Below are 1,032 nucleotides of genomic sequence, written 5' to 3'. Positions count from 1 at the left end.
CTCCAGTGGAATCATCAACTGGACGCTGCCATCCAGGTCTCCGCGAATCGTCCAGTTCTTTGCTTCTCCCTTCAGCCGCTTATTAATTGGGGTTTCAGTCAAGAGCTTTTCCAGATCCTGACCAAGAGCGGCCACCTGACCGGAGATGTTCAAATCCAGATTTTTATCCAGTGCCAGATCAGCCTGGACATTGCTGAGTTTTGCATCCAGTAACTTTGCCGACACAATATCAATCTTTATATTGTCGTTATCCACCCAGATCTGCCCCCGGGCGTCATAGACTTCAGGCCAGTCAGGGTGATAATCCAGGCGCGCTTTATTGACATCGAAATAGAGTCCCCACTTCACATCATCAGGGTCGTCAGTGTCCTCCAGCGGGCCATCATAGGTGAAACGTCCTTCATAGACTTCTGCCCCTTTGATACTGGTATCAAGCCACGTGACCAGCTCTTTTGAAAGCGCAGACAGCTGGCTGGGAAGGTATTTCGGAGCATAGCTGGCATCACCATTTTTCATGCCCACATTCAGGTCCATGACAATGGGCTCCTTCCCATCCAGAGGAATATCCAGTCTCAGCTGACCACTAAGATCACCCTCGGGGGCTTTTAAGGTGATATCGTCGCTACTCAGCTGAAAGAAATCCTCCTTATCCAGAACGTCCCAGCTAAGCTTTGCTTTGGCACTATCATAGTGCCAGACCTTACGAAAGACTTCGGTCAGCCCCAGAGTGAAATTTTCTGTTTCCAGGTCGAAGTAACCGCTGATCGTGCCCATTTTTAGATATCCATTGACGTTTGATGCAGACGGTGCTCCTTTCCAGGCATCTACTGAAACGTTGTTCAGATTCGCAGAAAGATCCAGCCGCTCTCGCAGCGGCTTATCGGGAAAATATTGGGCAGAAATGTTATCCAGCTCACCAGCCGGGTTAAGAATAGTGAAGAGTTCATCAGCCAGCTCTGGCATTAACTGGGTACTGACCAGAAAAGATTTAAGGGCTGCCAGATCAACAGAGCTTACCGAAGTCGTGTAAAT

At 49.0% G+C, this 1,032-nt stretch carries 1 protein-coding gene; it reads right to left on the bottom strand.

Going from position 1 to position 1,032, the window contains the following annotated elements:
* A partial coding sequence (locus KDK18_RS03345) for a DUF3971 domain-containing protein (RefSeq protein ID WP_257253206.1) occupies positions 1-1,032 on the bottom strand: 1,032 nt, incomplete at both ends.

The organism is Endozoicomonas sp. SESOKO3, from assembly GCF_024606255.1.
Note: the sequence above shows the minus strand (reverse complement) of the source record. Positions and strands in the feature narration are given on the sequence as shown.